32 protein-coding genes are annotated in these 22932 nt (G+C 49.0%); 26 read left to right on the top strand and 6 right to left on the bottom strand.

The window, feature by feature from the left end; genetic code table 11:
* Positions 1 to 35: 35 nt before the first annotated feature.
* A complete protein-coding gene (locus tag DTHIO_RS03160) occupies positions 36 to 290 on the bottom strand; it encodes a DUF4212 domain-containing protein (RefSeq protein ID WP_008868906.1) in 255 nt (84 codons plus the stop codon).
* Between the two features lie 371 nt (positions 291 to 661).
* Between DTHIO_RS03160 and DTHIO_RS03155 the strand changes: the two genes are divergently transcribed.
* From DTHIO_RS03155 to DTHIO_RS03145, 3 genes are all read left to right on the top strand, one after another.
* Positions 662 to 2572 carry a DUF294 nucleotidyltransferase-like domain-containing protein gene (locus DTHIO_RS03155; protein ID WP_008868905.1) on the top strand — a complete coding sequence of 637 codons (1911 nt, stop codon included), beginning with the start codon at positions 662 to 664 and terminating at the stop codon, positions 2570 to 2572.
* Between the two features lie 188 nt (positions 2573 to 2760).
* The gene (locus DTHIO_RS03150) at positions 2761 to 3003 is read left to right on the top strand and encodes a ribbon-helix-helix domain-containing protein (protein WP_008868904.1); all 243 of its coding nucleotides are present in this window, start codon (positions 2761 to 2763) and stop codon (positions 3001 to 3003) included.
* Complete coding sequence (locus DTHIO_RS03145) at positions 2988 to 3326, top strand: type II toxin-antitoxin system PemK/MazF family toxin (protein WP_008868903.1); 339 nt, start codon at positions 2988 to 2990, stop codon at positions 3324 to 3326. The genes DTHIO_RS03150 and DTHIO_RS03145 overlap by 16 nt, the downstream gene beginning before the upstream one ends.
* 112 nt (positions 3327 to 3438) lie before the next feature.
* Here DTHIO_RS03145 and DTHIO_RS03140 read toward each other — a convergent pair whose 3' ends face one another.
* Positions 3439 to 4440 carry an ATP-binding protein gene (locus tag DTHIO_RS03140; RefSeq protein WP_050775122.1) on the bottom strand — a complete coding sequence of 334 codons (1002 nt, stop codon included), beginning with the start codon at positions 4438 to 4440 and terminating at the stop codon, positions 3439 to 3441.
* Between the two features lie 176 nt (positions 4441 to 4616).
* On the bottom strand, positions 4617 to 4751 hold the full coding sequence (locus DTHIO_RS22620; RefSeq protein ID WP_279614608.1) for an AAA family ATPase: 135 nt from the start codon (positions 4749 to 4751) through the stop codon (positions 4617 to 4619).
* 206 nt (positions 4752 to 4957) lie between these two features.
* Here DTHIO_RS22620 and DTHIO_RS03135 point away from each other — a divergent pair, with 206 nt between their 5' ends.
* The 14 genes from DTHIO_RS03135 (at position 4958) to DTHIO_RS20300 (ending at position 12731) form a co-directional block, all read left to right on the top strand.
* Positions 4958 to 5170: a type II toxin-antitoxin system HicB family antitoxin gene (locus DTHIO_RS03135; RefSeq protein WP_040417458.1), complete on the top strand. Its 213-nt coding sequence runs from the start codon at positions 4958 to 4960 to the stop codon at positions 5168 to 5170.
* A gap of 253 nt (positions 5171 to 5423) precedes the next feature.
* Complete coding sequence (locus DTHIO_RS03130) at positions 5424 to 5849, top strand: ATP-binding protein (protein ID WP_083803913.1); 426 nt, start codon at positions 5424 to 5426, stop codon at positions 5847 to 5849.
* The gene (locus DTHIO_RS22875) at positions 5846 to 5899 is read left to right on the top strand and encodes a hypothetical protein (RefSeq protein ID WP_083803939.1); all 54 of its coding nucleotides are present in this window, start codon (positions 5846 to 5848) and stop codon (positions 5897 to 5899) included. The genes DTHIO_RS03130 and DTHIO_RS22875 overlap by 4 nt, the downstream gene beginning before the upstream one ends.
* A gap of 389 nt (positions 5900 to 6288) precedes the next feature.
* Complete coding sequence (locus DTHIO_RS03125) at positions 6289 to 6708, top strand: helix-turn-helix domain-containing protein (protein ID WP_008868901.1); 420 nt, start codon at positions 6289 to 6291, stop codon at positions 6706 to 6708.
* 361 nt (positions 6709 to 7069) lie between these two features.
* Positions 7070 to 7348 (top strand): type II toxin-antitoxin system RelE/ParE family toxin, encoded by a 279-nt coding sequence (locus DTHIO_RS03120; protein WP_008868900.1) that lies wholly within the window; start codon positions 7070 to 7072, stop codon positions 7346 to 7348.
* 12 nt (positions 7349 to 7360) lie between these two features.
* Positions 7361 to 7669, top strand: a complete 309-nt coding sequence (locus tag DTHIO_RS03115; protein WP_008868899.1) for a HigA family addiction module antitoxin — start codon at positions 7361 to 7363, stop codon at positions 7667 to 7669.
* 37 nt (positions 7670 to 7706) lie between these two features.
* Entirely contained in the window at positions 7707 to 7955 is a 249-nt protein-coding gene (locus tag DTHIO_RS03110) for a hypothetical protein (RefSeq protein WP_144311428.1), read from the top strand.
* 66 nt (positions 7956 to 8021) lie between these two features.
* Positions 8022 to 8678, top strand: a complete 657-nt coding sequence (locus DTHIO_RS19465; protein ID WP_050775120.1) for an AAA family ATPase — start codon at positions 8022 to 8024, stop codon at positions 8676 to 8678.
* Positions 8653 to 9129: an AAA family ATPase gene (locus DTHIO_RS19460; RefSeq protein WP_050775119.1), complete on the top strand. Its 477-nt coding sequence runs from the start codon at positions 8653 to 8655 to the stop codon at positions 9127 to 9129. Before DTHIO_RS19465 ends, DTHIO_RS19460 begins: the two co-directional genes overlap by 26 nt.
* Positions 9122 to 9796 (top strand): DUF4276 family protein, encoded by a 675-nt coding sequence (locus tag DTHIO_RS19455; RefSeq protein ID WP_008868897.1) that lies wholly within the window; start codon positions 9122 to 9124, stop codon positions 9794 to 9796. Before DTHIO_RS19460 ends, DTHIO_RS19455 begins: the two co-directional genes overlap by 8 nt.
* Before the next feature lie 184 nt (positions 9797 to 9980).
* Positions 9981 to 11369 (top strand): hypothetical protein, encoded by a 1389-nt coding sequence (locus DTHIO_RS03095; protein WP_008868896.1) that lies wholly within the window; start codon positions 9981 to 9983, stop codon positions 11367 to 11369.
* Between the two features lie 641 nt (positions 11370 to 12010).
* Entirely contained in the window at positions 12011 to 12235 is a 225-nt protein-coding gene (locus DTHIO_RS03090) for a hypothetical protein (RefSeq protein ID WP_144311427.1), read from the top strand.
* Positions 12223 to 12489, top strand: a complete 267-nt coding sequence (locus tag DTHIO_RS03085; RefSeq protein ID WP_008868895.1) for a type II toxin-antitoxin system HicB family antitoxin — start codon at positions 12223 to 12225, stop codon at positions 12487 to 12489. Before DTHIO_RS03090 ends, DTHIO_RS03085 begins: the two co-directional genes overlap by 13 nt.
* Entirely contained in the window at positions 12489 to 12731 is a 243-nt protein-coding gene (locus tag DTHIO_RS20300; RefSeq protein WP_008868894.1) for a type II toxin-antitoxin system HicA family toxin, read from the top strand. Before DTHIO_RS03085 ends, DTHIO_RS20300 begins: the two co-directional genes overlap by 1 nt.
* A 152-nt stretch (positions 12732 to 12883) precedes the next feature.
* Here DTHIO_RS20300 and DTHIO_RS20925 read toward each other — a convergent pair whose 3' ends face one another.
* Positions 12884 to 13210, bottom strand: coding sequence for a hypothetical protein (locus DTHIO_RS20925; protein WP_144311426.1), 327 nt, complete (start codon positions 13208 to 13210; stop codon positions 12884 to 12886).
* Between the two features lie 14 nt (positions 13211 to 13224).
* Between DTHIO_RS20925 and DTHIO_RS03080 the strand changes: the two genes are divergently transcribed.
* The 6 genes from DTHIO_RS03080 to DTHIO_RS03055 all read left to right on the top strand — a co-directional run bounded on the left by DTHIO_RS03080 (position 13225) and on the right by DTHIO_RS03055 (position 16706).
* The gene (locus DTHIO_RS03080) at positions 13225 to 14385 is read left to right on the top strand and encodes an ATP-binding protein (protein ID WP_008868893.1); all 1161 of its coding nucleotides are present in this window, start codon (positions 13225 to 13227) and stop codon (positions 14383 to 14385) included.
* 166 nt (positions 14386 to 14551) lie between these two features.
* Positions 14552 to 14782 (top strand): type II toxin-antitoxin system RelB family antitoxin, encoded by a 231-nt coding sequence (gene relB, locus DTHIO_RS03075; protein ID WP_008868892.1) that lies wholly within the window; start codon positions 14552 to 14554, stop codon positions 14780 to 14782.
* A complete protein-coding gene (locus tag DTHIO_RS03070) occupies positions 14757 to 15038 on the top strand; it encodes a type II toxin-antitoxin system RelE family toxin (RefSeq protein ID WP_244156299.1) in 282 nt (93 codons plus the stop codon). Before relB ends, DTHIO_RS03070 begins: the two co-directional genes overlap by 26 nt.
* Positions 15039 to 15122: 84 nt before the next feature.
* Positions 15123 to 15452 carry a hypothetical protein gene (locus tag DTHIO_RS22250; protein WP_244156298.1) on the top strand — a complete coding sequence of 110 codons (330 nt, stop codon included), beginning with the start codon at positions 15123 to 15125 and terminating at the stop codon, positions 15450 to 15452.
* A 20-nt stretch (positions 15453 to 15472) separates the two neighbouring features.
* Complete coding sequence (locus DTHIO_RS22245; RefSeq protein WP_244156297.1) at positions 15473 to 16336, top strand: plasmid pRiA4b ORF-3 family protein; 864 nt, start codon at positions 15473 to 15475, stop codon at positions 16334 to 16336.
* 73 nt (positions 16337 to 16409) lie between these two features.
* Positions 16410 to 16706, top strand: a complete 297-nt coding sequence (locus tag DTHIO_RS03055; RefSeq protein WP_008868889.1) for a hypothetical protein — start codon at positions 16410 to 16412, stop codon at positions 16704 to 16706.
* Positions 16707 to 16896: 190 nt separating this feature from the next.
* Here DTHIO_RS03055 and DTHIO_RS22240 read toward each other — a convergent pair whose 3' ends face one another.
* Complete coding sequence (locus tag DTHIO_RS22240; RefSeq protein ID WP_050775117.1) at positions 16897 to 17562, bottom strand: ISAs1 family transposase; 666 nt, start codon at positions 17560 to 17562, stop codon at positions 16897 to 16899.
* 56 nt (positions 17563 to 17618) lie between these two features.
* On the bottom strand, positions 17619 to 18692 hold the full coding sequence (locus DTHIO_RS22235) for a Druantia anti-phage system protein DruA (protein ID WP_050775116.1): 1074 nt from the start codon (positions 18690 to 18692) through the stop codon (positions 17619 to 17621).
* A 379-nt stretch (positions 18693 to 19071) separates the two neighbouring features.
* On the opposite strand from DTHIO_RS22235, the gene DTHIO_RS03040 reads away from it, so the two are divergent.
* The 3 genes from DTHIO_RS03040 to DTHIO_RS03030 are packed head-to-tail and all read left to right on the top strand — an operon-like array spanning position 19072 to position 22786.
* On the top strand, positions 19072 to 19380 hold the full coding sequence (locus DTHIO_RS03040) for a DUF485 domain-containing protein (RefSeq protein ID WP_008868886.1): 309 nt from the start codon (positions 19072 to 19074) through the stop codon (positions 19378 to 19380).
* Positions 19380 to 20927 (top strand): sodium:solute symporter family transporter, encoded by a 1548-nt coding sequence (locus DTHIO_RS03035; protein ID WP_008868885.1) that lies wholly within the window; start codon positions 19380 to 19382, stop codon positions 20925 to 20927. The genes DTHIO_RS03040 and DTHIO_RS03035 overlap by 1 nt, the downstream gene beginning before the upstream one ends.
* Entirely contained in the window at positions 20924 to 22786 is a 1863-nt protein-coding gene (locus DTHIO_RS03030; RefSeq protein WP_008868884.1) for a putative nucleotidyltransferase substrate binding domain-containing protein, read from the top strand. The genes DTHIO_RS03035 and DTHIO_RS03030 overlap by 4 nt, the downstream gene beginning before the upstream one ends.
* Positions 22787 to 22932: the final 146 nt, after the last annotated feature.

Raw genomic sequence — 22932 nt, 5'->3', positions numbered from 1 at the left:
AAACACACAAGGTTGGCCGCCTCTGTCCCGGGCGGTTATTGTTCATCAACATCATAATCACGGTCCAGCTTGTTCATGAGTACGCAGTAAACCAGGATCAGGATAACGAACACATAGATTGAACCTTGCTGAGCAAACCAGAATCCCAGAGGGAATCCGGCTATCCAGAAGTTGTTCAGTGGCTGTACCAGAAAAATACCCAGCCCGTAGGACACAAAGGCCCAGATGGCCAGCAGAATGCCGATGAGGGTCAGATTTTTCTTCCAGTACTCTTCAAAACTTTTGGACATAACCTCCTCCTTAAATAGATATTCGTGACCAATGCTTGCGGATTGTTTTTCCGTAACCATTCAGGGGGGCAGGTACCGGCCATTAGTCAGCACCGAGGACCCCCTGAATGGTTACTTTTTTCCGGGGTGGACTTTCTGTCTCCCGGAGCCTACCCGGAAAGCCTCAAGGGTATACATCCCATTTCGATATTTTTTATGTGATCCAAAAAAAATGCATGCATTTTGTGGTCAGCGGCAGAAAAATGCTGGTCAAAACAGCAAAAAGCTAAAATGGCGCATTTACAAAACAGTCCTGCTCATTTATCGATTACATACGCCGGTTACCCCCTCAAGTTCGCGCTTGATCCGTTGAAGACTACAGGAGAGAAGCCATGAATGAGCAGACCGTAAAGTTTTTGTCCTCAGTAGAACCTTTTGATATCCTTCCTGAAAATGAAATTTCCAGGGCAGCACAAAATCTTACCCATGCCGGATTCCCGGCGGACAGGACACTTTTTGTCCAGAACAAGTCTATTTTAAATCACATATACATTGTCTCTTCGGGAAAGATGGAAAAATTTATTCTGGAAGAAGAAGACAAAAAACTTCGCGAAATCCTGGGAGAGAAAAGTATTTACGGAGGTCTGTCCGTACTTTTCAACAAGAGCATCTCCATCCGCACCGTAAGGACCCTGGAGGAGTCAAATATTTACCTGCTGCCCAAAGAGCACTTCCTGGATATTTGTTCCCGCTATCCTGAATTCATTCAGCACTTCGCCCGGAATTTCTGCAGTCATATGCTTCAGGCACCATACCAGGCCCTGATTACCGGCAGCATGGACGATGAAAAACAGGTATCACCCTCTGCCTTTCTAAACCTTAAGCTAAAGGATATTTTTTCAAGAGAATTCGCCTCATGCAGCGAGTACGCCAGCATCAAGGAGGCGGCCGCCCTCATGCGGGACCAGAAAAAAAGCGCCGTGGTAACCATGAACGCCCTGGATCAAAGCATAGGACTGCTTACAGACAATGACCTGCGCAGCAAGGTGGTCAGCCAAAATTACCCGGTACACAACCCGGTGAAGGAGATTGCATCCAGGCCCCTGATTACGCTGCCCGAAGATTCCCAGGTGTTTGAAGCCATTATCATGATGATGAAACACAGTGTTAAACATCTGGTAATCACCGACGACCGGGACAATGTACTGGGCATAGCCACGGAACAGGACCTTCTGCTGGCTCAGGGCAGATCCCCGGTTTATCTCATGAGGGAGATTCAACTGGCTCAGACCCTTGAAGAGCTCAAACACAGGCAGCTCCAGGTGCCGGGCATGATCAAGTCCCTCATGGACAGCGGGGCCAGGGCGGGTCATCTGAACCGGATCATCACCGAGATTTCCGATGCCATACTTAAAAAAATCGCAGCCTGGACAATAGACGAAATGGGGCATCCTCCGGCGCGGTTTGCATTCATGATCCTGGGCAGCGAAGGGCGTAAGGAGCAGACCCTCAAGACGGACCAGGACAATGCCATAGTGTACGAAGACGTAGAGCCGGAGCGGGAAGAGGAGGTAAGAAAATATTTTCTGGAACTTGGCGACAGGATATGCACCCGGCTGGATGAGGTGGGTTTTTCTTTCTGTAATTTCGGCATAATGGCCCGGAATCCCAAGTGGTGCCAGTCACTGGGCCAGTGGAAAACATACTTCTGGGACTGGATTCACCAGGTGGAGCCGGAGGATCTTCTGCATTCCAGTATATTTTTTGACTTCAGGCTGGGCTACGGGGATAAAGGCATGGTGAATGAGCTCAGGCAGTACCTTTTTGAATCCCTGGGAAAATGGAAGGGTTTTTTCAGGCACTTTGCCGAAAATGCTCTGCATTTCAAGCCGCCGCTGGACTTTTTCGGCAACCTGGTTATAAAAAACACCAAAGAAAAGAAAAACTGCCTGGATATAAAGCAGCCCATGCAGCTTCTGGTGGATTTCGCCCGACTTTATGCCCTGAAGTATTTTATTGCTGAAACCAACACCCTGGACAGGCTGGAAAAACTGCGTCAACAGGGCGTACTCTCTGGACAGGACTTTGATGAGCTATCCCATGCCTACGGCTTCATGATGCTTCTGCGCCTGTCGCACCAGGCCCGGATGATAGTGGACGATGGTAAACCCGCGGACAACCTGATACAGCCGAAGATGCTCACCTATATCGACCGGCAGTCCCTGAAGGAGGCCTTCAAAAGAATCAAAACCGCTCAGGGCAAAATGCGCATGGAACTCACCCAGGACATAGGCATATCCTGAAAAGGTCCGTTTTTTACCCAGAATGAGTTTGACGCAAAATGGGTAAAAAGAGCTTCTGTATTCAGGCTGCATTGAATTGCATAAGTACTCATTGCCTCAAGCCGGCTATAATTCAATGTCCCCGGCCTTCAAAAAACATTTGAAAACGATCCAGGTATGATTTATTGTCATACTCGGAGGTGATAAATATGGCTGCTTCAAAAATTGCAATCACAATTGACGACAAGACACTTAAGCGGCTTGATCTTCTCGTTAAATCCAAAGTGTACCCCAATCGCAGCAACGCCATTCAGCAGGCTGTTGCTGAAAAGCTGCAACGCATTGACAAAAGCCGTCTGGCCCGGGAATGCGCCAAGCTTGATCCGGGAGTTGAACAATCGTCAGCTGAAGAAGGCTTCGCATGGGAGTTGGAAGAATGGCCGGAATATTAAGGGGGGAAATCTACTGGGCAGATTTAAACCCGGTAACTGGCCAGGAACAGGGCGGCTTACGCCCTGTTCTTGTTTTAAGCCACAACGTCTTTAATGAGAGATCCGGCACGGTCATTGCCGTAGCCATTACCAGTCAGCCTCAACGGGCGGGTTTTCCTTTGACCCTTGAACTGTCAGATACAGAACTTCCCAAAAGATCCTGGGCCAAAATCAGCCAGGTACGTACGCTCTCAACAAAGCGGATTGGGAAAAAGATTGCCAGCGCATCTTCGGAGGAACTTGTAAGCATCATTGACGGGTTGAATGAGATTGTCGGCGGCTGACCAGTATCCCCCGGGGATTTTTTGCCTGCCCCGGTCAGCCTCTTGTCCTTGCCTATCCTGAAAGCAGTCACGTCAACGGACCCTGATGCATAACTTTTGAATGGCAGCAAAGTCAGGAGCTTAACTCCGCCAGAAATGCGGCCGCGTTTCTGATCTGGATCCCATCTACATACTGTTCGCGCCTTAAATTCATTATTGCCTGAGTGCACTGTGCGTTTTGAAAGAATTTTTCTCTGAAGAAATTAAAGGACCTGGAAGGAGATTCATCAGAAAGTTTCACTTCAATCATATGCATATCCCCGGAATCATCCAGCAGGGCAAAGTCGATTTCTTTACCGTCTTTGGTCCGCAGATAATGCAGGTGTACGTCTTTGGCAGTGGTGTCGTTAATAAAATTCACATGCTTGAGCAGAGATACGGCAATAGTATTTTCCAGCTTTACTCCCTGATCCCCGAGCACCAGACCGGTATCATAAAAATAAAGTTTGGGTTCCTTTAAAATAGAACGGGCGACATTCTTATGATAAGGGCGTACCAGGAAGACAATATACAGACTTTCCAGAATGGATATGTAGTTCTGCACGGTCTGCGGAGCAACCTGCAGATCCCGGGCAATGGAGCTGAAAGAAAGGGGTGAACCTGCCCTGGATCTAAGCATTTCCAGGAGAAACTTCATGGTTTTTAGTTCGCTGATCCTGCCGAATTCCAGAATATCTTCCCTGACAAGGTCAGTGTAATACTGCTTGCGCCACCTGGCGGCATAATCAGCTGAGCCGGACAGACAGGGTTCAGGAAAGCCCCCCAGCTCATTAAGTACTTCAAGGGCGTCTTGCGGTGGCATATGACCGGCCAGTTCAGGCACACCAAGGGGCAGCAGGTGATAATGAAAGTACCTTCCTGCCAGGGATTCCCCGCTTTGCCGAAAGGTTTCCATTCTGGCGCTGCCCGTCACTAAAACCGCCTGATTCTCTTCCCGTCCATCAAAAACACCCTTGAGGTATTTTTTCCAGCCTTTCATTTTATGCAATTCATCAAAAACAAGCAGATCAGCGCCAAGCGGCCAGGTTTGTTTTTTTATAATGCCTGCATTCGAAGGCACATCAAAGGTAAGCATTCAGGGGGTACTCAGTTTTAGTCCCTGGCACCAGGCCTGGGGACTGTCCCCCGCTAAGCACTAACTGAGCAGGTTCACACAACTTCGCGTTTGTCAGATTATTTTGTGCAGGAAAGGTGTCGCGGGGACTGTCCCCTGGCCGGTTCCGGCACCCCCTGAATGCTTACCATCAAAGTTCAGGTATTGTGGCTTGTGAAAAAGGGAAGGAACTGCCTGGACAGATAAGTCTTGCCCACTTGTCTGGGGCCGGTAATCAGGACCATTTTTCTGGACAGGTCTTCTTTGACCCAGGGAAAGATATAACGCTTCATTTTGACTTTTTAAATTCACATTTTATAATAGTCAAGACTTTTTTAAAATACATTTCAAAATAGTCGGCTTATCAACCAACCGGATGCCTATGATCAGTTTGTTGTCCTTGTCTATCCTGCTGAAATATGGCACTTACCAAGCCAACAAATATTCTTATGGTCGTTATCCTTTCTTTTCAACTGGTTTAAACTAATAGGGATGAATGATGTTTAAGTATGAAACAATCATTTACTGGAGCGAAGAAGACCAGGCCTATCTGGCAGAAGTGCCTGAACTGCCAGGGTGCATGGCTCATGGAGATTCCTATGAAGCTGCGCTTGCCAATGTAAAAGAGGCGATACAGCTCTGGATAGATACTGCCAGGGAATTTGGAGACCCTGTTCCGGAACCCAAAGGACGTCGCCTGATGTATGCCTGAAGAGTTGTTTACATCCCTTACCAATACCAGTTGCCCCTTCAGGGTCCGTCTCACAAAACGGGTAAAATGTTGTTCTGTATTTCAACCCAGGCTTAATCCCGGCATATCCCGGGGTTCTTTTGCCTGTCCAGGTCAGTTTGTTGTCCTTGTCTGTTCTGCTGAAATATGGCACTTACCTGCCAACAGATATGTTTTTGGTGGTTGTCCTTCCTCTTCAAAACGCTCTAAACTAAGATTGAGAGTCCCTTCATGAATTTCATCCAAAGCGACATCTATCCTGACACATGGGGATTTTGATGACCGTATTGAAGTTGAAAACCCCGGCATCCTTCTGCCTGGAATGACTATTGAGGATATGATGCAGGGCATTTCAAAAATTCGCAATTCAGTCATTGCAAGGGTGTTCCGTGAACTGAGACTAATAGAGCAGTGGGGCAGCGGTATTCCAAGCATCATGCGTCAGGCCCAGGAACTGGGTGTCCGTTCTCCCCTGATTCAGGAAATCGGCATGCGTCTGCGCTTCACAGTGTTCCTGCCAAAGCCGCAGACATTTGAGGGCAAAAAAGCTTATCCAGATCTGTTACAGTTGCAGGAAGAGCCGGAGTTGAAACAAAGAAAAAAAGTTCGGAGAAAAGTTCGGAGAAAATTCTGCGACTTCTGGTCAAAAACCCTCAAATGACCATTGCAGAACTTGCCGGAGAACTGGGTATAACCACCCGGGCAGTGTAGAAAAGCATCAAAATGCTTAAGTTGGGCGGCCAGCTAAAGAGAATTGGTCCTGCCAAAGGTGGTCACTGGAAGGTGTTGGGTGACAGTTTAGAATAAGATGGAGAAGGAATCCCACGCTAAGCCGCCAAGCTTTTAAACCCTTTTTCTTAGCGCCGTCGCGCCGTTGCGTGAAAAAATTCTTCAAGAAAGAGGTGGCACGCTAAGCTTTCAAGAGGATCTTTTGGGTTGAGTGTTCGGTGAAAAGTTCGGAGTAAAGTTCCGAGAAAACCTCACGCCAAGCCGCTAAGCCGCTAAGCTTAAAAGAGGTCTTCCTTGCGCCGTTGCGCCTTCGCGTGAGAAAATTCTTCAAGAGGTGGCACGCTAAGCCGCTAAGCCACTAAGCTTAAAATATGGTTCTTGGATTGATAAAGAACGATACCGAATACTATCAGGCCCTGGAAAGGATTGAAACTCTTACATCCGCTGGTATGGACCATGAAGAGGAAAGAGAGCTGGAGCTTTTGGTGCACTTGGTGGACAAGTATGAAAGGGAACAGTACCCAATAGAATACCCGGATCCTGTTAGTGCCATCAGGCTGCGGATGCAGGATCTGGGACTAAGACAGAAGGATTTGGCCGAGATTATTGGTTCCTCTTCCAAGGTATCTGAAGTGCTGAATAAAAAACGACGGCTGTCCCTGGCCATGATTCGCGCTTTGCATGCACATCTGAATATACCGGCAGAGGTCCTGTTGCAGGAGGATGGAGTTCGCTGTCAGGGTAAGGAGCAAAGTGCTGGCGGCGGGACTCCGGTTTTTGTGCAGCATTAATACACCCAGGAAGGTGTCTTTTATTGCTGATAAAGGTGTAAGCGTTCAAACTTACTATAACCCATGTACTCCTGGGCAGGCCATTCTCCGGCGGTCGCTGTGCGAATCTTTGATCGGGTCGGACCCAGCCAATATGTCGAAAATCCCCCCGTCCCGGCTCCTTGCCAGGTCGGGGTTTTTTCACTGCCAAGTCCCATTTTATGCATAGTATATTTTGGGCAATTTAACATGTAATTTACTCATTTCAGGCAATGCATAAACTGGGCAATCCAGGATGGTTGTAGCTAAAAGCCTCCAAGGGGGACGGGTTCATTATATTCTGACTTGACATTAATCACGCTGCGCGTTATGCATCTGATGCATGATTATATCATTCAAATGTGAATATACTGAAGCACTATCACAAGGTTCCCGTGTCAAAAAATTCTCGAATATTGCTAAGATAGCCCGCCGAAAAATTCGCCAGCTCCAAATCGCGAATCGACTTGATGATTTAAAAGTGCCCCCCGGGAATCGTCTCGAAGCACTCAAAGGTGATCGTGCCGGTCAATATAGCATCCGCATAAACGATAAGTTTCGAATATGCTTTAATTGGACAAATGCGGGAGCAGAAAATGTGGAAATCGTAGATTACCACTAAGGAGTACCTATTATGAAAAAACTCGATCCCATCACACCGGGCGAACTTTTGTTGGAAGAATTTCTTAAACCTATGGGACTTAGCCAGTATCGCCTGGCCAAGGAGATTGATGTTCCCCCCCAACGTATAAGTGAGATTGTTTCAAATAAACGTTCCATTTCTGCCGATACCGATTTGCGGTTATGCCGATTCTTCGGCCTGTCGAATGGTTATTGGTTACGTGCTCAAGCTGCATACGATACAGAAGTCGCTGAAAGAACTCTTGGCCCATTGCTTAATAAAATTAAACCGTGGTCTGAATCTTCAGCCCAAAAATGTTAATTCAGCCGACTCAAAAATTATGCCCATAGCATGCATGATGCAACTGCAAAAAGTATCCAGGGATAGCATCTTTCTGCCGGATAAAAGCGGCAGTCTGAAAAGGGTACCTCACCAGGAGTACCAGAGCGAGGACATGCTGCAGGATATCGTGGACAGGCATCCGGAGCTGATTGTGGGTGAGCAGATCAATCCGGATGCTCCGCCCGGGTGGCTGGTGATCAGAAGGGAGGCGGGGATAGCCGGATCTGATACGGAAGGCAGCAGGTGGTCTGTGGATAATTTTTGATAACCAAAGGGTTGTAAGGGTAAGCTTTCCATCCTCTTACAGCTACTTTTTGCGGAGCAAATTTACATGGCCAAAAAGCTGGATAAGATCTCGATTTACGGATTCAAGTCTTTTGAATCCCTGGAAGGCTTTAAGCTCCATGACCTGAATGTTCTTATCGGTGCCAACGGAGCAGGTAAGAGCAATGTCGTGGAGTTCTTCCGTCTGTTGCGGGAGTTGGTGCAGCAGCGGCTTCAAAAATACATAAAAAAGTTTGGTCCAGCAGATGGATACTTTTTCAACGGGGTTCAATATACGAAACAGATCACAGCAGACCTTGCTTTCGGTGACAACCGCTACATCTTTTCCCTGGAGCCCACTGCTGAAGGGGATATCCTGATAGGTGAGGAGCAGACCCAATATACTGGGGACGGCTCTCTTTTTACCCTTGCTGAGGGACGGTTGGAATCGGTTTTGAAGGATTGCAAAGACGAGCCCGGTTTTACTGCCAGGCTGGGTACCAACTGGTACGTATGGAATTCAGTCTCCAGCTGGCAGGTGTATCATTTTCATGACACCAGCATGACCGCAGGTATGCGGCGGGACTCCGGAGTTGAGCAGACCAAGAGGCTGGATCCTTATGGGGAAAACCTGGCGGCTTTTTTGTATGGCCTGAGAGAGAAACATCCTGAAACGTATCAAGGTCATTCGCAGAACAATGCAGCGCATGGCTCCGTTTTTTGACGATTTTGAATTGACAGTGCGCAAGAACAAAACCGAGGATCAGGTGCGCCTTACCTGGCGTCAAAAGGACAAAGACTACATCTTTTCCCCTGGTCATCTCTCAGACGGGACCATTCGCTTTTTATGTCTGATCACCGCGCTTCTTCAACCTTGCCCTCCCTCCACGATCATTATCGATGAGCCAGAGCTCGGTCTGCATCCCGAGGCCCTGGTTATCCTGGCGGGTCTGGTCCGCTCCGCGTCTTCAAGGATGCAAATCATCATCTGTACCCAGGCTCCCATATTTTTAAGCGAATTCGAGCCTGAGCAGGTCATAACGGTGGATCAGATAGAAGGCGCAACCAGGCTGACGCGCCTGGACAGCAAAGAACTGGCAGAATGGCTGCAGGAGTTCAGTCTGGGAGAGTTATGGCTCAAGGGCAATGTCGGGGGCGGGATCAACTATGCTTGATGTTCTTGTACTCTGTGAGGGTCACACCGAGCGAGAATTCTGCAAAAGTGTGGTTGCCCCCTATATCGCATCCCGGGGAGTGGCGGTTCAGGGTACTCTGGCTGGAAGACCGCAACAAAAACGAGGTGGTGTGAAAAACTGGTCCGTATATCGCAAAGAGCTGATACGTCTGGCCAGGCAAAGAACAGGACGGCACGTCAGCCTTTTAATCTATTATTTTCGGATGCCACATTCCTGGCCGGGACGAGATGATGCATCCAAACAACCCTTGTCCAGTCGAGGTCGTTACGTTGAAGAAGCCTTGATTGATGATCTTCCCGAACTTGGAGGCTTGTTTCATCCTTGTGTCCAACTGCATGAATTTGAAAGTCTTCTCTTTGTTGACCCCGAAACTACAGCCCGAGTCATACAGAGTGTCACCGGTATGACCGTTTCTTCCCAGAAAATCACCAGAGAACTGGAAGAGATAAAGAGTAGTTTTGCTGGACAGGTGGAGATGATTGACGATTCTCCGGAAAATGCTCCCTCCATGAGGATTATTCAGCTTGTGTCCAATTACGACAAGGTTGCATGTGGGGTTTTGACAGTCCAAGAAGTAGGGCTTTCCACTCTGCGGAGTAAATGCCCGTGGCTGGACCGATGGCTCCACAGGCTGGAAAGTTTATGAGAATGACAGATCTATGTTCAGACTCGGGGTCGAACAGGGCCAAAAACATAGATGTAAGAAAACATGATCAGAGCCAATAGATATTTTCCCCCAGGCAAAGTGAAACCGTCGGGCTGACCCGGAAAATGACAGGAGTACTTTACAATAATTCTCGGGGAAAGCTCGCATTTCCCCAGGAGGGAGCATGAATCAGCAGACGCAGCCATCACCAAGAGAGCATCATTTTTACGTTGCGATAGCCAAGTTCCTTTTTCACCACTCGCAGCATGGCATCGTATCAGTGCGGGACCCGATCAGGCTCAAGGATGCAGGGCGATACGGGCTCAGCCCGCTCATACTTTATGGATTGACCGTTGCCGGGTTACCCATTCGGTGGATGACCTTCACTCCGGTCGATCAGCCCAGACCCTTCCGGGATGTTCTTCTGGAGGCGTGGGGTAATGCCGAGGGCTTGAATGGCCAACCGGACATTCTGCGGGTCAACCGTCACCTGGCGGCGGCCAGCCCTGAACTGGCTGAGGAAATGGCAAAAATCGGAGTTCAGGTCGAGGTCGCCGGTGCAAAAGAGAAATCCCTTCCGGCTTCCCTGCGCTCCGCCCAGGACTCCAGCCGGTGGCTGCCGAGGAAGCACGACGGAAAAGACCGGTCTCTTGCCGGGTCCGTACAGGACCTTTGCCGAAACGCTCAAGAAGACCACGATTTTTTTGTCAGTGGTGGTCGTATTCTCAGGGGCGTGCACAGCCGTGAGGTTGTAGACAGGATCCAATGCTGGCTGGCTTTACCAGCACGAGTTCCGGTGCCGACAGTGACCGGTGGACTCGACTGGGAACCCGGTCCATGGCTGTCATCCTGGGAGACTTCTCTACCCCCTGATCAGCCCCGATATTTCAACCACGACGGGTTTGATGGCAGTACCTGGCTGCTGACAGGTGAGATGGTACCGGAGGATATAGACGACGATGATTTTTGGACCGACAGTGACTGGGACAACGCGGCCGAAATCGCCAGGAACCTCGTGGCGTGCTGGCCCAATCCGCCCGCAGAGATTGCCGGGTGTGCCGGGATCACCCTGCGGCAACTTCAATGGTTTATCTCAGGGAAAACTCCCCTTGACCGGCATGCACGCTTTGACCTGGAAGCCTTGCTCGGCATCGAATACGACAAAAGCATGGGTGTTTATGCAGGGGTCGGACCTTATGCCCTGGTGGCCCACAAACCCCAGGCCATCAAGGAGATCTACGAATCCATTTCCGGCGGCGGGGATGCATGCTCCTGTGAAATTGTCCCGCGCCAGGGACCCGCAGACCCAAGTTGGCGATACATTTTGATCAACACGTATGGTGAGCCTCCGAGCATTGTGATGGCACCTCGCGGAGCCAAAATCACAGAGCGCCTTCCGAAGTTGCTTTTGAATTATGAAGGCATCAGGGCTGTAGCTCCGGAGTTCTACCGGGATGTCGTTTCTACCTGTGCCCGGGCCTGCCGCGAACCTGCGGCCAACATCCGGGAGATGAAGGACTTTGTGAAACGCTATATAGAGCACTGGGTGGATTGCGCCTGGCTGCCGGAGTGAATTTGCTTTATTCGGGTCTGACCCAGCCAATATATTGAAAATATTTGAGAAAAGTTCGTTTTTTGCTTGATTTTGAGTCTTGGAACCGCCATTTTGATATGGAAAAAGCAGTTCTAAGGTTCTATGCTCTAACGCGGGCCTGGCCCACAACCCAATAAAGAAAAGAGCTATTTGACCCCAGTGTATTGGAAGAATATACACGGGGCAGGCAGGATTAACCACGCCAAAGACGCGTGGCAGGCATAGATTAAGAGATGGATTAAGAGAAAAATCATTTTGTCCTGGCCGGAAGCCAGGCCAAAAGGTTGTCACTCCAGCACTCACTTTTTTCCGGCACTCATAAATGTCGGAAGAAAGTGAGTGCTGGATGGTTAATGCAATCTGCGGCTTCCGGCTTGCTCTGTGAAATTCCGAAGGACAGCGCAGCTGATTTCACCGGGGCCGCTGATTGCTTATCCTGTCAATCTATGCCTGCCACGCGTCTTTGGCGTGGTTCTTGTTTTTTATGACAAGGTTTCAGGAGTAAGCCACTGACTTGAGGGTGGTCAATTTTAGGTTGTCACAACTAAACTTGAAAGCAGGCCAGGATCAAGTGCGGCCGAAAGCACTTACAGGTTCTGGACAGCGAAGTAAAATTGACTGTGACTGACAGCTTTGAGGGCTTTGAAGATCTTTTTATGAATGATTCATCAGAAAACATCGGGGTTGATTTAGTTCTTCCCCTTAAACCCTTCGTGAAGGTTGCTTTGCAGCTGATTAAGAGGCTTGGTGGGGTGAAGCAGGATCAACAGGGTTGTCAAAAGGTGATGCGTGCTCTAAATATCTGGTTAAGTCCAGCAGGAGGTGGTCAAAAATGCAGCAGCTAAATATTAAGGTTGAAATTTTTAAGGAAGACGACATCTATGTAGCACTTTGTCCCTCATTAAATGTTTCCAGCTTTGGAGAGACAATAGAGGAAGCCAAAAAATCCCTTGTAGAAGCTTTAGAAATCTTTATTGAGGAATGTTCCGAAATGGGAACACTTGATCAAGTTCTCGAAGAATCAGGTTTTACCAGAGATAATCAAACCTGGAAACCGAGAGAGACTGTTATAGAAGAACGGGTTGCTCTGGCAATTTAATGAGCACGCGTAAGATTGTACCTGTTCATCACAAGACCCTGATCCGCCTTTTTGAGCTTGAAGGCTTCACTGTAAAAAGACAAAGAGGCGACCATATAATCATGACTAAGCCAGGGATCAATCGTCCGCTGGTAATCAAAACCAGCCCCGGAAATGTACCCACCACACATATCCGTACTAACTTGACTACTGCCGGAATATCCAGAACAAGATATTTTGAGCTTCTGGATAGTCTTTCCTGATACCAATCTACACTTTTCCAATTAAATGCGGAGCCGGGTCAGGTCAACAGCTTGATATGATACAGAAAATACCAGAAAGGGGCCATTGCCCAGCCCGTGCCATATCCAGCCTGGTGGCTGAAGCAAGTGGGCTACGAGGACGGACCCATATCCTATAAAAGACCCAAAGACAGATAATCTTTGCCATGACCGGCCACTTCTGCCGCCAATGGGTATGGCAACGGGCTGCTTTTTTGCGGATCATCAGGTACCGGGTTCGGCATACTCCAGATAAGGCATGAGTTTGCGGTTCTTGTCCCCGTCTGTGCCGTCGCATGTGTGGGTAAATAACCCATAGATGTCTTAAAAAGGAATTTATGCTGAAATTCGCCAAGAGATGAACTCCCAGGACAACTTTGAAAGCATTGATTAAAAATCAGATCTGGATTTTTTGACCACTCAGCCTGGATAATTTTAAACTTGACTTTTAAAATATCCATGATATTTTTAAACTATGTTTTCAAGATGGCTGACCATTCCTTCATATAAAAGTTGTCTGCTCATCGGCCCTCGCCGGTCAGGCAAGACAACCCTTCTCAGGGGATTGTTCCCTGATTTAAACTACACCACCCTGGATGACCTGGATTATCTGGACTGGGCTGAACGCGATCCAAAAGGTTTTGTCCAGGATCTGGGTAATTCCTGCATAATAGATGAAATTCAGCGCTCCCCCAGGCTGACCATTGCGGTCAAGCATGCCATTGATCAGAGGGATGCAAAAATTTTTATGACCGGCTCCAGTTCAATCGGACTGCTGGATGCTGCAGCAGACACCATGGCCGGAAGGATTGAAATTCTGTCATTGCCTGCACTTTGCTGGGGGGAGGAACTTGGTCGGCCAACCCATAATGTTTTCATTGATGAAGCAAATCATGTTCAGCTCAAGCAGGGGGCAAGAATGCTGGATCAGGCCGTAACCTTCGGCGGATTTCCGGAAGTGGCTGCACAGAAGAATGAAGAAGGGAAGGCAAAGATACTGATCCGTTACAAAAATTCCTACTTCACCAGGGATCTCATGCAGCTGTCCAACATTGAAAACCTTCAGGGTCTGCTGGGGATTATGCACAACCTGGTCCACTGCCTTGGATCTCACCTTGAAGTGTCCAATTTTGCCAGGGAATCCGGAGTCAGCCATCCAACCGCGAAAAAATATCTGAACTCCCTGAACCAGGCCCAGTTGACCTTTCAATTGAGGGGATACAATTTCGGGCCTGCAAAGCGTTATATTAAAGCAACCAAAACATATTTTGCAGATAACGGCATCATCTTCAGTCTCAGGACGCAGGCCGGGCCGGGCGCCCTTCTGGAAAACTTCGTCATTTCCGAACTGGAAAAGCGTCGTAAGCTGGGATTTATTCCCACAGACGAATTCTGCTACTACAAAAGCGCTTCAGGCCACGAAATAGACCTGATCTTTGAAACCAGGGACTGTTTGTACGCAATTGAGGTCAAATCCACCAGGCATCCAGGAAGAAGTGACATTACCAGCCTGATGAACTTTAAACCGAAAAAAAATCTGAAGGTAAAACGGTTTTTGTTCTATCTTGGAGAAGAATACCAAACCGTGGAAGATGTCCGGCTGATCCCTGCAGCAGCCTTGTTTTGCGGGCGATGACAACCTTAAAGTACATCGTACGGATAAAAAGATGAGGTTAAATGGACGTTAACTGCTTAAGGATACAGTGAATTTCGACAATAAAAACCCCTATTTCCTGAATAAGGCCAAGTTGACTTTACGGTATCTAGCGTGATACATTTATCACATAACAAGGAGGACAAAAATGCCAACCTCAATACGAATACCTGACGATATTAATAGACGCTTGACCGAGCTGGCCGAGGCCACTGGACGAACCAAGGCATACTATATCAAGGAAGCCCTCAACGAGTACCTGGAGGACCTGGAGGATATATACTTGGCTCAAAAACGAAGCGAGGACCTCCGGGCCGGGAGAAGCGAAACCTACAGTTTAGAAGAAGTGGGACGTGAGCTTGGCTTCCTGGAAGATTAGATTTGACAGGCACGCAAAAAAGGAGCTTCTAAGCCTTGACCGTCAAGGCCAGGCTGATATTTGGTCGTATCTCTTGAACCGTATAGCTCCTGCTGAAGATCCCAGGATATACGGCGACCCCTTGCGCAAGGACTTGGCCGGATTCTGGAAATATCGGGTGGGGAGCTACCGGATTATTGTTGAAATTCGGGACCAAGAGCTTGTCGTCCTGGTAGTCAGGGTGGGTAATAGAAAAAATGTATATGGCGGACACTGAGGTAGTGAGAACAGTCAGGTCCACAAATGACTGCCTCAGGAGTTTGCCAGATGGTGAAAGTTGATTTGTTGATGTAGGTCGGGATTGCCTCAGCGAGAAACCCTCATACCCAAGCACGGCGGTTATCGAAATCTCAAAAGTTTTCAGCTGGCCCAGCTGGTATATGATGTAACTGTTCGATTCTGCGACCGCTACATTAACCGGTTCAGCAGGACAAAGGATCAGATGATCGTAACCATTCAGGGGGTGCCGGAACCGGCCTGGGGACAGTCCCCGCGACACCTTTTACGCACAATTACAAAAATTACAGACGCGAAGTTTTGTGTACCAGCACAGCCGGTACTTAGCGAGGGACAGTCCCCAAGCCTCGTGCCAGTAATCACCACCGAGGACCTCCTGAATGGTTACAGATGATCCAGGCGGCCAGGTCGGGTGTGCAAAACATAGCGGAAGGCAGTAAGGCCAGTGGAACGTCCAAAAAGATCGAACTGAAACTGACCAACGTGGCAAGGGCCAGTCTGGAAGAACTCCGCCTGGATTATGTGGAGATCGAGCACAGCTCGGACAGCAGGATCAGGCACGAAATCTTGGGCCGGATGCTGGATTATGCAGCCGGCAACCAGGCAAAGGTTCTTTTCAGGTATCCATCCAAGAGACAAAAGGGGAGGGCAGTAATGAGCCAATTGATTTACCAGTTCTACATCAGGCTTCAAGAGATTGAACCGCCCATATGGCGAAGAATTCAGGTCCCTGATACCTACACTTTCTGGGGGCTGCACGTTGCTATTCAGGATGCCATGGGCTGGCTGGACTATCATCTGCACGCTTTTAGATTCCGTCCCAAACATAAGCGGGATGTCATAGAAATCGGTATTCCATCTGAGAAGTGGGATGACCTGGAAACTTTGCCTGGATGGGACATAAAGCTTGATTCTTATTTGCACCAGCCCGGACAATGGTTTGAATATGAATACGATTTTGGAGATGGATGGATGCATGATGCCTTGTTTGAAGGCCTGCTGGTCAAAGAGAAAGGGAGTAAATATCCTAAATGCTTAGGGGGCGAAAGGGCCTGTCCGCCGGAGGATTGCGGGGGCGTGCGCGGATATTATCAATTACTGGATATCTTGAATGATCCAGACCATGAAGACCATCAAGAGATGGTTGCCTGGCTGAAAGGGCATCTTAAAAAATATTACCCCTATAATCCTGACATGAGTTTCGCCCTGAGAAAGTGCGCTTTTCCAGTCCCACAACCCGATGGAAAAAAGCCTTTCTGGAAGAATGATGTCCTTTGAATTATGGTCAGACTCTCTGGTAGCCGGCACTTTTCATTTTCAGCATTCCAAAGACTAACTCCAGGAACAAATCATGATAAAACCAGGCAAGCATGACATCAAACTCAATATTTTGATAAGTGGAAAGGAGCTGGAAGAGCTTCAGCGGCATACTCATTGCATGGCAGAAGCCTTCGGGTTGGATAGGCGTATAGAGAATTACAAGGGTAAGCGGCCACTTGGATTGTACTCCTGGGATTTTGATTGCCTGCTGGATGTAATTGAGGATGTTTTGAAAGACCCCAGGGAGTACCCGGACAGATCTGATCCAGGCTATATTGCGCTCTGCAATCTTTTTGAAAGACTGAAGGAAGAATATCAGAAGTTTTGATAATATGTATGTAGGAAACAAATTCAAGCGTCTCAACTTGACGGACCCTTACAGGGAAAGCAGGGACAGGCACTCCAGTAATTATTATTATGAAGATTGACAGGTTTAAAAAATAAGTGTGGGGAGAGCCATTCCCCATGCCACATGCAAAGCGCTAAACAGATACCCACGGCAAATTTGTTCTCCTTTGTTATGTTCTGTGTTTTTGAGAATTTTTTGTCATCTTGAAATAGTCCAGAACGGGCCTGATTTGTTGGTGCAGGTCTCTCACTTTTTGAGCGATGTCCTTAACTCCTTTGGACTTGAGCAAGCCTATGGCAAAACCTCTCAAGCGATTTGTATTTGCAGGGCCGTTTCCGGTTCTTATTCTGTTTCTGTCTTCGTCATAAGTCCAATCAAGGATATAATGTTTGCTGTTTTCAATACTCCAATGTCCACGATGGATTTGTAATATTCTGGCCGGATCAGCCTTATTTGGATGGTGGCTGGTTACGCCATAAAAAGTGTTTTCACAGACTTTATTGGTTTTTGGGTCATAGCTTTTTTTATGAATGCAAAACGCCTGGCCAACATGGGGAAATTCAAGGTATTCATTTAGCTCGGTGGTAGTCCATATGGAGCGGGTATCTATTCGGCCATGACCTGGTGGATCTTGGAGGCAATAGTCAGGTTCTTTGCGGTGTTCAAAGTATTTCTTGATGTCGAAGTAGAGAGTGGGCTGGTTTTTTTTGACGGTAAAAAGGTAGGCTGCGTTGCGCCCAACGATGTATTCGGCCAGTTTTTTCTGAGTAAGAAGCGCGTCGGCGGTGATAGTTTTCCCGGAGATTTCTATTTGTTCCAGGATGGGGATAAACATCCCGATTTCGTTTGTCTGCTTCGTTTCTTGGTCATCATCCTCTGCAGGCAGAGCACCTACTTTTTTTGGGTGTGGGTGGTCTTGGATTCATGGCCAACAACACTGGCAATATGGGTTTGCCGGGCATTTTCATCAATGGCGTTTTTCATGGTTTTGCCATCAAAAGCCAGACAAGTGTCTTCGAGGCCTTGATCTTCGTTAAAGCGTTGCATAGCCAGATCTAATTCAACTGGGTCCGCACGGACTAGAACATCACGTATGACGAACTGACTGGGGATAACATATTTTCCATTTTCCTTGCGGCACCGAAACCGTTGCCGGGCCTTTTGTCCCAGTTTGTTGGCCCAGCCATAAATGGCCTTGTAGCCTTTCATTCCGCACAGGGTGGCTGCTGCTGCAATGGACAGAACTGTAGAGATTCGATGACGGCGTCCATGTGTTCTTCGAGGGTCGGTGACAGTTTTGAAGTAATCCGGGAGTGATTCCATCTGTTTAGCATTCATGGTCATTTTGGGTTCTCCTTTTTGATATGCTGCGTTAAGAATGGCACAAGACAACAGTTTTCTGGCGTTGGCTTGAAGCGGCAAGACAAAGATGAGTTTGGGGGATGAAGGTTTGGCACTGTATCCTTGGCCGACTCTTTTAAAGCCTTTGGTCAGTCCAAGCTCTGTCCAGTTTGAGGCGCGGTATACAGTGCCTGTGTAACGTCTGGGATCGACAAAGGTTTCCAGGAGCAGCAGTGGATGGCCAAAATGTTGTTGCCAATCAAAAGAGATGCGCTTTGCACAAAGCGATAGGATGCGAGATCCCAGGTTTGGCAGATTCCAGCCCGGCAGAATAAGAAAACGAGTGTTGTTGGCCAGAAGCTTCAAGCGGTCAAACCGATGCCGATATTCCCATCCAATCCAACGGTCCCTGGCCGCGCATTTCAAGGCTGCAGCCGAGAATGTAAGCAGGGCAACCCACTGATCAGAGTAGGTGGCGACATACCAGAGCGTTTCGCTGATTTTAGGCGAGGCTCCAAGATAGTGATACTTGGCCATCAAAGACTTGAACAGGCTTTCCTGCTCCCTTTTGATTGGTTGCAGCCTTACGCTGAGCAAATATGAAGGACGGGGCTTTGTGTGCATGGCGAGCCCCTTGTAACAAACTTTCGAGCACTTGTCCAGGATTTGGGGTTAATTCTATAAATTTTTTGAATTTTTTTGTGAGCATAAATTGGCCCTGAACAGATACCTGGCAGTACTTGATATTTTTTCCGAATAATTCTATATTTATTCTGACCGAGCCGATTGTACCCCCACCATAATCCCAAGGTAACCATTCAGGTGGTTCTCGATGTTGATAACTGGCGCAAGGCCTGGGGACTGTCCCTCGCTGTGTAGGTCTGTGCAGGATCACGGAATTTTGCGCTTGTAATATTGGTGATTGTAAAGGCAATGTGTCGCGGGGACTGTCCCCTGGCCGATTCCGGCACCCCCTGAATGATTACATCCCAAGGAGCCAACAATGCAGCCGCCTCCCTCTCCGGATTCCATGGACAAAGAGAAATTCCGCAGGCTTGTAGTCAACAGGTGGAAGGTCTCCCTGAGCCTGACCGCCATAATGATGCTGGCCTACTTCGGATTTATCCTGGTTCTGGCCTATGCCCCCCATCTTCTGTCCGTGAAGATAGGTGAACATATGACCCTGGGTATTCCAGTGGGCATTTTCGTCATCGTCCTGGCCTTTATTCTCACCGGCATCTATGTCTTCTGGTCCAATTCTTATTATGACAAATCTGTCCAGGAAATCCTGCAAAGCATGAGGAGAAAGTGATGGAAGTAGTGGATACAGCCATAGGAGAACCAAGCACCACCTCCATCCTGTTTTTCCTGGTCTTTATCTGTGCTACACTGGGCATTACCTATTATGCAGCCAAAAAAAGCCAGTCTGCTTCCCAGTTTTACGCCGCAGGCCGGGGGGTAACCGGTCTGCAGAACGGTCTGGCCCTTTCCGGGGACTACATGAGCGCTGCCTCTTTTCTGGGTATCGCCGGACTTGTCTCCCTGCGTGGCTTCGACGGGCTCATCTATTCCATCGGCTTTCTGGTGGGATGGCCAATCCTTATGTTTCTCATTGCCGAACCCCTGCGCAATCTCGGGAAATTCACCTTTGTGGATGTGCTGGCCTACCGTCTCTCCAAAAAGCCCATCCGCATTGCTGCCTCTGTGGGTTCTCTTATGACTGTGTTCTTTTACCTCATCGCCCAGATGGTGGGAGCAGGGACCCTGATCATGATGATTTTCGGAATGCCCTATGAGATAGCTGTGGTGATCGTAGGCATGGTCATGATCATGTACGTGCTCTTCGGAGGGATGCTGGCCACCACCTGGGTACAGATCATCAAGGCGGTGCTGCTTTTGAGCGGGGGCTCCATCCTGGTCTTCCTGATCATGCTGCATTTCGGATTCAGCTATGGTGAACTGTTCAGCCAGGCAGCCATGAGCTACGGAGACAGGGTGCTGGAGCCCGGCGGGCTGGTGGCCAGTCCCATGGACGCTGTATCCCTGGGCATCGCCCTCATGTTTGGAACAGCCGGCCTGCCGCACATACTCATGCGCTTCTATACTGTGCGCGACGCCAAGACAGCCCGAAAATCCGTTTTTTATGCCACTGGATTCATTGGCTTTTTCTACATTCTGACCTTTACCATCGGTTTTGGAGCAATGGTCATTGTAGGTCAGGATATTATTTCGGCCATTGACTCCGGAGGCAACATGGCTGCCATGCTTCTGGCTGAGGCCACAGGAGGGGCGGTATTTCTAGGTTTCATGGCCGCCGTGGCCTTCGCCACAATCCTGGCGGTGGTGGCCGGCCTGACCCTGGCCGGTGCCAGCACCCTGTCTCATGACCTCTATGCAGGAGTGTTCCGAGCCGGGCGTTCCACCGAAGAAGAAGAGGTCAAGGTGGCCAGGATCGCCACTTTATCCATGGGAGTCCTGGCCATTGTACTTGGGCTCATCTTTCAGGGACAGAATGTGGCCTTCATGGTAGGTCTGGCCTTTGCCGTGGCTGCCAGCGCCAATTTTCCCGCCCTGGTCCTGTCCATTCTCTGGAGAAACTATTCCACGTTCGGAGCGGTTGCAAGCATTGCCACGGGCACGACACTGGCAGTAGGCCTGATTGTCCTCAGTCCCACGGTCTGGGTTGACCTCCTGCGCAATCCCACGGCCATTTTCCCCCTGTCCAATCCGGCCATCATCTCCGTAGCCGGAGCTTTTGCAGCCGGATACATAGGCTCCAGGCTGAGGCCTGATGCAGAAGCTTCAAGCAGATACGACGAACAGAAAATAAGGAACTACCTGGGTGTTGGATCTGAATGAGCAGCGAGATTGCCGATTTTCTGGCCGGAGTCCATCCTCTGTCCGGCCTCTCGGCTGAAGAACTTAAAAAGGCCGGAGCCCGTGCAGGCCGGAAAGAAGTTTCACCTGGCGAGATGATCCTTCTGGATCAAAAGGACCACGACTATCTCTATCTCATTCTGGACGGCGTTATGCAGATCCTGTCCGACAACGAAGTCGTGGACACCCTGGTTTCCGGAGAGTTTTTCGGTTACGAGTCGTTTTTTTTCTTACCCCCCCAGGGCCAGGCTGCAATAGCCATCCGGGAGAGCACCCTGTGCGCCATAAGCGGAGACGACTTCAGGCTCTTTCTTGGCCATGACCGGATGAACAGTTTTTTTCAAAGCAAAGCCGGGATCTTACGAAACAGGATTCAGGATATCCGGCAATGGCGAAGCTTTTCCCGCATGGATCCCTATATGTGCCTGACCCTGCAGGATGTATCAGTAAAGGCTCCCGTAACTGTGCAGATGGACACATCTGTGTCTCTGGCCGCCAGAATCATGTTGCAGGAAGGGACTACGGCCTGCCTGGTCAGACAGGAAGGTAAGTTCCTGGGGATAGTCACCCAGCAGGACATATTGAAAAAGGTGGTGGCCCGGGACCTGGATCCCGGGAGTATTACGGTAGAAGGGGTAATGTCTTCTCCGTTGATTACCGTGGCATCGCATGAACTGCTTTTTCAGGCTTTTTCCAGAATGGTTTCCCGGGGAATCCACAGATTGGTGGTCCAGGACAGCGGGACAGACCCCAGGGGGATTATCGAGGAAAGGGATCTGCTTTCGGTGAAAGGGGAGAACCCTGTCTACCTGTCCAGAGAGATAGTTCGGGCCGGAGATTTTTCGGAACTGAAAAGAGTGTTTCAACAGGTCCGGAACATGGTCCTGCGCTCGGTGGCCGAAGGAGTGGGTGTTTTTCAACTGGGACGTTTGATCAGTGAAATGCACCATCAGATCCAGGTCCGTGTCCATGATCTGATCCTGGCTGAAATGGAACAGCCTGCCCCCGCTTCATTCTGCATTCTGGCCCTGGGAAGTGAAGGCCGCAGGGAACAGTATCTGGCCACGGACCAGGACAATGCCCTTATTTATTCCGAGGCTTCCGGGAAAACCCAGTTGTCTTTCTTTGAGGATTTTTCTTCAAAATTCATTGGAGCTCTGCTTGATCTTGGCTTTCCTGCATGTCCCCATGAAGTCATGCTGAGCAACTCCAAATGGCGCATGAGCATTGACCAGGCCCTGGATCTGGTTGACGACATGGCCCAGTCTGCGGACATGAACAGCATCATTGTTACCTCCCTGTTGCTGGATATGCGCCATGTAGCCGGGGACGGCACCCTGGCCGGAATGCTCAAGTCCTATCTGTTCAAGCGGATCCGCAGAAGCAATCTGCTGTTGAAATACATGGCCCATGAAGCCGTGCGTTTTAAGCCTCCACTGGGGTTTTTCAACAAGCTGGTGGTGGATAAAAGCGGTAGGAACAAGGGCAGGCTGGACATAAAGATGGGAGGTGTTTTCCCCCTGACCCACGGAATCAGAACTCTTGCAGTGGAGCATGCAGTCCTGGAAACACCCACGGAAGAACGAATCTCCCGTTTGCATGAACAGGGCGTATTCTCAACAGGTTTTGCCGCAGGTCTCAGGCAGTCTTTTGAGTTCCTTCAGACCCTAAGGGTCAGGACCCAGGCCCAACAAATTAATAGCCAGGCAATACCTGATAATTTCATATCCCCGGACAGACTTTCGATCATGGAACGGGACAGATTAAAGGACTGTTTCAAGGTGGTCATGGAATTTCAGTCATTATTGAGCAATAAATACAGCCTGCGCCTGCTGACCTGACAGTTTTTTGATGACTCCAGCTGAATAAACGGGCTGTAACCATTCTGGGGGCACTCAGTTATGGTTCCTGGACAACCTGCCTGACTTTTTCAGTCATTTACCAGTTGGTCTCCTGGCTCGCATAGCCTGATCCAAAAGACCGGCTT

The organism is Desulfonatronospira thiodismutans ASO3-1, assembly GCF_000174435.1.
Lineage (GTDB): Bacteria > Desulfobacterota > Desulfovibrionia > Desulfovibrionales > Desulfonatronovibrionaceae > Desulfonatronospira > Desulfonatronospira thiodismutans.
This window is presented reverse-complemented; position numbering and strand designations above follow the sequence as displayed.